Source organism: Mycobacterium sp. E2462 (genome assembly GCF_001672685.1).
Taxonomy (GTDB): Bacteria; Actinomycetota; Actinomycetes; order Mycobacteriales; family Mycobacteriaceae; genus Mycobacterium.
Genome location: NZ_LZKC01000025.1, coordinates 1 through 6,237, shown reverse-complemented (window position 1 = coordinate 6,237; position 6,237 = coordinate 1). Strand labels below are relative to the sequence as shown.

Genomic DNA, 6,237 nt, shown 5'->3' with positions numbered 1-6,237 from the left:
GCGGCGGCGGTCGTGACCGGCGCCGGTAGCGGGATCGGGGCCGCCTTCGCGGTCGAACTCGGCCGCCGTGGCGGTGCCGTCGTGTGCAGCGACATCGACCTCCTCGCCGCCCAGCGCACCGCCGAGGCGATCGTCGAGCACGGCGCGAAGGCGGTGGCCATCCGTTGCGACGTCTCGCAATTCGACGACGTGCGCGACCTGGCGGAGCAATCGCAGGACTGGTTCGGCGCCCCACCCACCCTGGTGATCAACAACGCCGGTGTCGGGGCGGGCGGCGCCGCCGTCGGCGACGCACCCCTGGACGACTGGCTCTGGACGCTGGGCATCAACCTGTGGGGTCCGATTCACGGCTGTCACGTCTTCGCCCCCATCCTGCGCGACGCCGCCGCGGCGCACGCCCCGCGCGGCATCATCAACGTCGCGTCGGCCGCCGCGTTCGGGGCGGCACCCGGCATGGCGGCCTACAACGTCAGCAAGGCCGGCGTGCTGTCGCTGTCGGAGACGCTGGCCGCCGAATTGTCCGGCTCCGGCGTCAAGGTCACGGTCTTGTGCCCCACCTTCGTCAAGACCAACATCGTCGAATCGGGCCGCATCAGCGAGCAATCGAGCGAACTGGCCAACAGGCTCATGCGCTGGACCGGGTTCTCCCCCGAAAAGGTGGCCCGCATCTGCCTGGACGCACACGACCGCGGGGAGCTGTACTGCATGCCGCAGCTCGACGCCAAGATCGGCTGGAACGTCAAACGCCTGGCGCCGCAAGCGTATACCCGTGCGGTCGGTCTGGTGTCCCGAATCAATCTGCCCTGAACCCCCGAATGGAAGGACGCACCTGATGGCCATCGACATGGAAGTGATGCTCGCCAAGATCAAGGACCGGCAGTGGGCCCTGGCCGATATCGACTGGGACGCACCGGGAGCCGAGACCATTCGGCCCGAATTCCGCCCCAAGCTCAAGGCCTTCATGGCCGACCTGTGCTGGATCGAGAACATCGGAGCGCGAGGTTTCGCGGCGCTGGCCAAGAAGGCGCCCACGCCGACGATCGCCGAGATCTACCGGTACTTCCACGCCGAGGAGCAACGCCACGCCAACGCCGAGCTGGCACTGATGAAGCGGTGGGGCATGCTCGCCGACGGCGAGGTACCCGAGCCCAACGTCAACATCAAACTGGCCATCGAGTGGCTGGACACCTTCGCCGACGACATGCCGCTTTCGGTGCTGGGCACGGTGATCCCGATGCTGGAAGTCGCGCTCGACGGTGCGCTGTTGAAGTTCCTGCTGGAGTCCGTGGAAGACCCCGTCTGCCACCAGGTCTTCGAGAAGATCAACAACGACGAATCCCGGCACATCGCGGTCGATTTCGAGGTCCTCGACATGATCGGGCATGCCACCGCCCGGCGGTTGGTCATCGACTTCGTCGGCCGCTTCGCCTCACCCGGCCTGGTCTTGGGGATGATCATGTACATCCCCCTGCTCAACCGGGTCCGCAACGAGATGGCCGCGATGGGCATGGACACCGAGCGACTGTTCAACGCGGTCAACCGCTTCAAGCAACTCGGCGACCGCGGCGAGCACACCCGCCGCGTGCCCACCTACAAGTTGCTCAAGCGGCACGGCATGTGGGTGGTCAACCCGCGTCACCCCTACCAACTGCTGGCCAACTCCATGGTGTGGTTGTCGGACTTCTATCCCAAGCCGCTGCTGCGGTCGATGCCGACGTGGTCCCGAGAACTCACCCACGAGCCGGCGGCATGACCGTGGCGAACAATCGCGCCCACGCGGCGCTCATCATCGGCGCCGGCTTCACCGGGCTCGGGGCTGCGATCCGGCTGGCCGAGGCCGGGGTCGACGACATCGTGATCCTGGAGCGCTCCGACCGAGTCGGCGGGACGTGGCGCGACACTACCTACCCCGGTGCCAGCTGCGACGTTCCGTCGCTGCTGTATTCCTACTCGTTCGTCAAGAACCCCACTTGGTCGCGCACCTACTCCCCCGCCCCGGAGATCTATCGTCACCTCGAGGAGATGGCGAACCGGTTCGACATCCGCAAGCGCATCAAGTTCGGCCATCGGGTCACCGACCTGACCTTCGACCAGGCCCAGGGGGTGTGGACCGCAAACACCGCCAACCGCAAGCGGTTTCGTGCCCGCACCGTCGTTCTCGCCTCCGGCCCACTGTCCGACGTCAGCTTCCCCGACATCCGGGGGCTGGACAGTTACCGCGGACACAAGATCCACTCGGCCCGCTGGGACCACGATTACGACTTCACCGGCAAACGGGTCGCCGTCATCGGCACGGGCGCCAGCGCGATCCAGATCGTTCCCGAACTGGTCAAGCAGGCCGGGTTCGTCAAGGTGTTCCAACGCACCCCGTGCTGGGTGTTGCCGCGCCTGGACACCGCGACCCCGCCCGCCGTGCAGGCGCTGTTCTCCAAAGTCCCTGCGACCCAACAACTCGCGCGCCAAGCGTTGTTCTGGGGGCACGAAGCCAGCGCCACGGCCCTGGTGTGGGACACGCCGCTGACCTCGCTGGTGTCCAGGCTGGGCCGGGCGCACCTGCGCGCCCAGGTGAAGGACCCGTGGCTGCGCCGGCAGCTCACGCCGGACTTCCGGCCCGGCTGCAAACGCATGCTCGTCTCCAGCGACTACTACCCGGCGCTGCAACGCGACAACTGCAAGCTCATCGACTGGCCGATCGCCACGTTGAGCCCCGCGGGCATCCGGACCAGCGACGGCGTCGAACACCACCTGGACTGCATCGTGTTCGCCACCGGCTACGACGTGCACCTGACCGGCCCGCCGTTCCCGGTCACCGGGCTCGACGGCAGATCGCTGGCCGGTGAATGGGCCTGCGGGGCACAGGCTTACAAGAGCATCAACGTGCACGGCTACCCCAACCTGTTCGTGATGACCGGACCCAACTCGGGTCCGGGGCACAACTCGCTGCTGGTCTACATCGAGGGCCAGCTGGACTACGCCGTGCGCGGCATCACCGCCATCCTGGACAACGACCTGCGGTATCTCGACGTCCGCGAGGAGGTTCAGCGCCGCCACAACGAGTTGATCCAGCGTCGACTCACCAGAACCACCTGGATGTCGGGGTGCCGCAGCTGGTACCTCACCAAGGACGGATTCAACGGGTCGATGTATCCGGGTTTCGCGACGCAGTATCTTCGCCAGATGAGGGATTTCCGGTACGAGGACTACCAGGCGGTGGCGCGTCACGCCGTAGCGCGCGCCACCTCGTCGGCCTGACGCCGCGCTGACATGGCGCCGGACCGACCGCCCCGTCCCGAACCGGGCACCATCGCCAGCGTGCTGCACAACGTGCGGCGCGCACCTCAGCGGGTCCGGCGCCAGTCGCGAGACTTCCTCGAGACCGCGGTATCCCAGCTGTTCGACGCCGCCGTGCGCCACCCACACGGCGGCGTCGGCTCGGGCGAATACCGCATCGACGACCTGGCCCGGCTGGCCGGCACCACCACGCGCAACATCCGCGTCTACCGCGACCGCGGCCTGTTGCCGCCGCCGCTGCGGGTCGGGCGGATCGCGTTGTTCAACGACACCCACCTGACCCGGCTGCGGCTGATCACGTCGATGCTCGACCGCGGGTACAACATCGCACACGTGCGGGAGATGCTCAGCGCGTGGGAGCAGGGCAAGAACCTCGGTGACGTGCTCGGCCTGGAGACGGCCATCGTGGGCACCTGGACCACCGAGAAGCCCGAGACCATGCCGCTGGCCGACGCCCACCGACTCGTGGACGACGCGCGCGCGTTCGAGCGGCTGGTGGGTCTGCAGGTGATCCGGGTCGACGGCGAGCAGGCCACCGTCACGCGGCCGAAGCTCATCGAGGCGTTCAACGAGATGCGCGGCTACGGCGTCGATTACGACAAGCTCGTCGACCTGCACGAGCAGATCGTGCCCGAGATCGACAAGATCAGCGACATGCTGGTGCGGGCCGGCGCCGAACACGTGTTGGACCACATCAAGCCCGGCGAGCCGCTTCCGGCCGACGCCGAGATTGCCGAACTGATCACCATGCTGGTGCGCTTTCGCACCCAGGCGGTGGCGACGGTGACGGCCACCCTCGCGTCGTCCATCGAATCCAACATCGAGTCGCTCGTCAGCCGCATCCTGGCCGACTATCTCGAGTCGAGCCCCGCCAACTGAACGTCCGGTCCGACACCGATCGGACAGCGGATATTCAAGGTTCACACAGAGCAAAATCAGGGTCGCCGCGGGCCATCGGGTCTAGCATTGACGAGCGAGGGCAACGGCTGACAATCAGCGACCGCCGGTCGCTCAGCTCGCTGAATCCGCGATGAGGAAGACAGCAGCGATACTCCTGGCCGCCGGAGCTATGATGCTCGGCGGCGTTGCGGCACAAGCCGATCCGGCACCACCGAGCCCGGCACCACCGCCCGGGGCGCCCCGGTGCCTGACCTATGAGGGCCAACCGCCGCAGCTGAACTACCTACCCTGCGGCTGGACCACCGACGGCCGGCGGTGGACACCGCCGCCGGCGCCCCCGCCCGACTAGCGCCGTCGGGCGCTCAGCGGGCGTGCGCGCGCCGGCAGTCCACCCCGTTGAAGGTGATGCCGAGGCTGACCGCGCCTCCGCGGCGCCGGACACCCTCGATGGACACCTCGAGTTCGGGTCGCCCGGCCCGGCCGACGGCCGGGAACGCCATCCGGTGGCCGTTGAACAACCGGCGGCCGTCCGGGCGGTCGGCGCTGTGGCCCTCGACGAGGTCTTGCCACATCGCGTGGTTCTCCAAGGTGATCATCGCCGATCTCCTCTCCTCGGTTCACTCATCATCACTCGTGCAAGGCTTGCGACCTACGGCAACACGGTGTGCATCAGCATCACGTCGTACGCCGACCACAGGGACAGGTTGAAATACAGGTCGCGACCCGACGACCACGGGTGGATCATCGGCGCGTAGATGCCGCCGGGCATCTGGAACGAGGACACCAGGGGCTGCTCCGGGCTCCACGGGCCCTGCGGCGTGGGAGCGGTCCGCGCCACCACGTCGTTGCTGCCGCCGTCGGTGTAGAGGACCAGGTACTGCTTGAGGTACTGGTTGTACTGCGCCGACATCTCCCCCACCGGGCCGGGGAAAATCGGCGTCGCCGCACCCGGGTTGTTGGGGACCCAACGGCCCTCGCCGTCACCGTTCCAGTACTGATACTTCGTCAAGTCGGGCAGCTGGGCGGGTGGGACGCGCGACAGGAACGCCGCGCCGCCGCGGCCCGACGGGGTGCCGAACTGATAGATGTAGCCGTCGTTGCCCTTCATGAAGGCGCCCATCTGGAAGTTCTCGTTGCCGGGCGTGAAGCCGGCACCCGGGATGGCGTCGGCCGAGGCCGTGCGGATGGTGGTGGGGAAGATGCCCCAGTTCTGCCCGTTGTCGTTGGACCGGGCGATGGCGGAGTAGTTGGTCGACCACTCACCGTCGCGACCCCATTGCCGGATGGACATGTAGCTCATGTACTGGGTGCGGCCCAGCGACATCGCCGCCGTGGGGATGATGCCAGTCTCGTGGGCCGCCTTGTGGATCGTGTTGACGACCTGCTTGGACAGGTTGGTGGTCCACACCGGCGAGCCCGAGTACTGGTTGTTCGGGACTCCGTCGGCGATGTGAATGCCTTGCGACAGATCGTGATCCGAGCTGCGGAACAACGTGTTGTAGCGCCACTGCTGGCCCTTGACCTTGCAGTAGCCGAAGGTGTCACCGAAGGCCATCCTTGGCGGGATCTCGGTGCGCTGCCGGAAGGGACAGTACTCGTACGGGCCGCTTCCCGCAGCGCGGCCCGCGGAGCCGGACGCAACCGCCGCCGACCCGCGTTCGCCCGCGGGCCCCGGTGCTCGTCGACGGGCAATCGCGCAGGTGGCCACGGTGCGCGCCCGGTCGGTGAGCACCGGGAAGGGTGGGCGCGAGCACGTCTCAGCAAACCGCGTAGACGCCCGGCGCGGGGTGCCCGCTGCCGCGTTGCGACACCATCACGGATGGATACCTTTTGATTCACCACCGGTCACATAAGCCTCTTAAATCACTATCGTCACATGAGCGAACTGCAGACCCCCACGGGGTGTCCTGTCACTCGAAAGGTGTTTCATGTCGGCGATTCTTCGAAGCGTGTCGCTCACGATGGCGTCGGCGGCCGCTGTCGGATTCGTCCTCGTCGTGGGGCCCGCGCCGACCGCCAACGCCACCCCCTGCGGCGCCCCGGAGG

The 6,237-nt window shown here is 67.5% G+C and carries 5 protein-coding genes and 1 pseudogene; 4 read left to right on the top strand and 2 right to left on the bottom strand.

Annotated elements, in window-relative coordinates; translation table 11 throughout:
* From A5714_RS01480 to A5714_RS01465, 4 genes are all read left to right on the top strand, one after another.
* On the top strand, positions 1–807 hold an 807-nt coding region (locus A5714_RS01480), incomplete at its 5' end, for an SDR family oxidoreductase (protein WP_068281993.1).
* A 25-nt stretch (positions 808–832) separates the two neighbouring features.
* Positions 833–1,753: a reductase gene (locus A5714_RS01475; RefSeq protein WP_068065577.1), complete on the top strand. Its 921-nt coding sequence runs from the start codon at positions 833–835 to the stop codon at positions 1,751–1,753.
* A complete protein-coding gene (locus A5714_RS01470) occupies positions 1,750–3,252 on the top strand; it encodes an NAD(P)/FAD-dependent oxidoreductase (protein ID WP_068065580.1) in 1,503 nt (500 codons plus the stop codon). Before A5714_RS01475 ends, A5714_RS01470 begins: the two co-directional genes overlap by 4 nt.
* Before the next feature lie 12 nt (positions 3,253–3,264).
* Entirely contained in the window at positions 3,265–4,170 is a 906-nt protein-coding gene (locus A5714_RS01465) for a MerR family transcriptional regulator (RefSeq protein WP_068065582.1), read from the top strand.
* A gap of 383 nt (positions 4,171–4,553) precedes the next feature.
* Here the strand turns inward: A5714_RS01465 and A5714_RS01460 are convergent, their stop codons facing one another.
* Together A5714_RS01460 and A5714_RS01455 are read right to left on the bottom strand one after the other, a co-directional pair.
* A complete protein-coding gene (locus A5714_RS01460) occupies positions 4,554–4,787 on the bottom strand; it encodes a hypothetical protein (RefSeq protein ID WP_068281991.1) in 234 nt (77 codons plus the stop codon).
* 53 nt (positions 4,788–4,840) lie between these two features.
* Positions 4,841–5,746 (bottom strand): annotated as a pseudogene (locus A5714_RS01455) (DUF4185 domain-containing protein); the annotation flags it as partial.
* Positions 5,747–6,237: the final 491 nt, after the last annotated feature.

Coding starts and splice junctions, on each gene's coding strand:
- A5714_RS01470 (WP_068065580.1), top strand. CDS start 1,750: ATGACCGTGGCGAACAATCGCGCCCACGCGGCGCTCATCATCGGCGCC.
- A5714_RS01475 (WP_068065577.1), top strand. CDS start 833: ATGGCCATCGACATGGAAGTGATGCTCGCCAAGATCAAGGACCGGCAG.
- A5714_RS01465 (WP_068065582.1), top strand. CDS start 3,265: ATGGCGCCGGACCGACCGCCCCGTCCCGAACCGGGCACCATCGCCAGC.
- A5714_RS01460 (WP_068281991.1), bottom strand. CDS start 4,787: ATGATCACCTTGGAGAACCACGCGATGTGGCAAGACCTCGTCGAGGGC.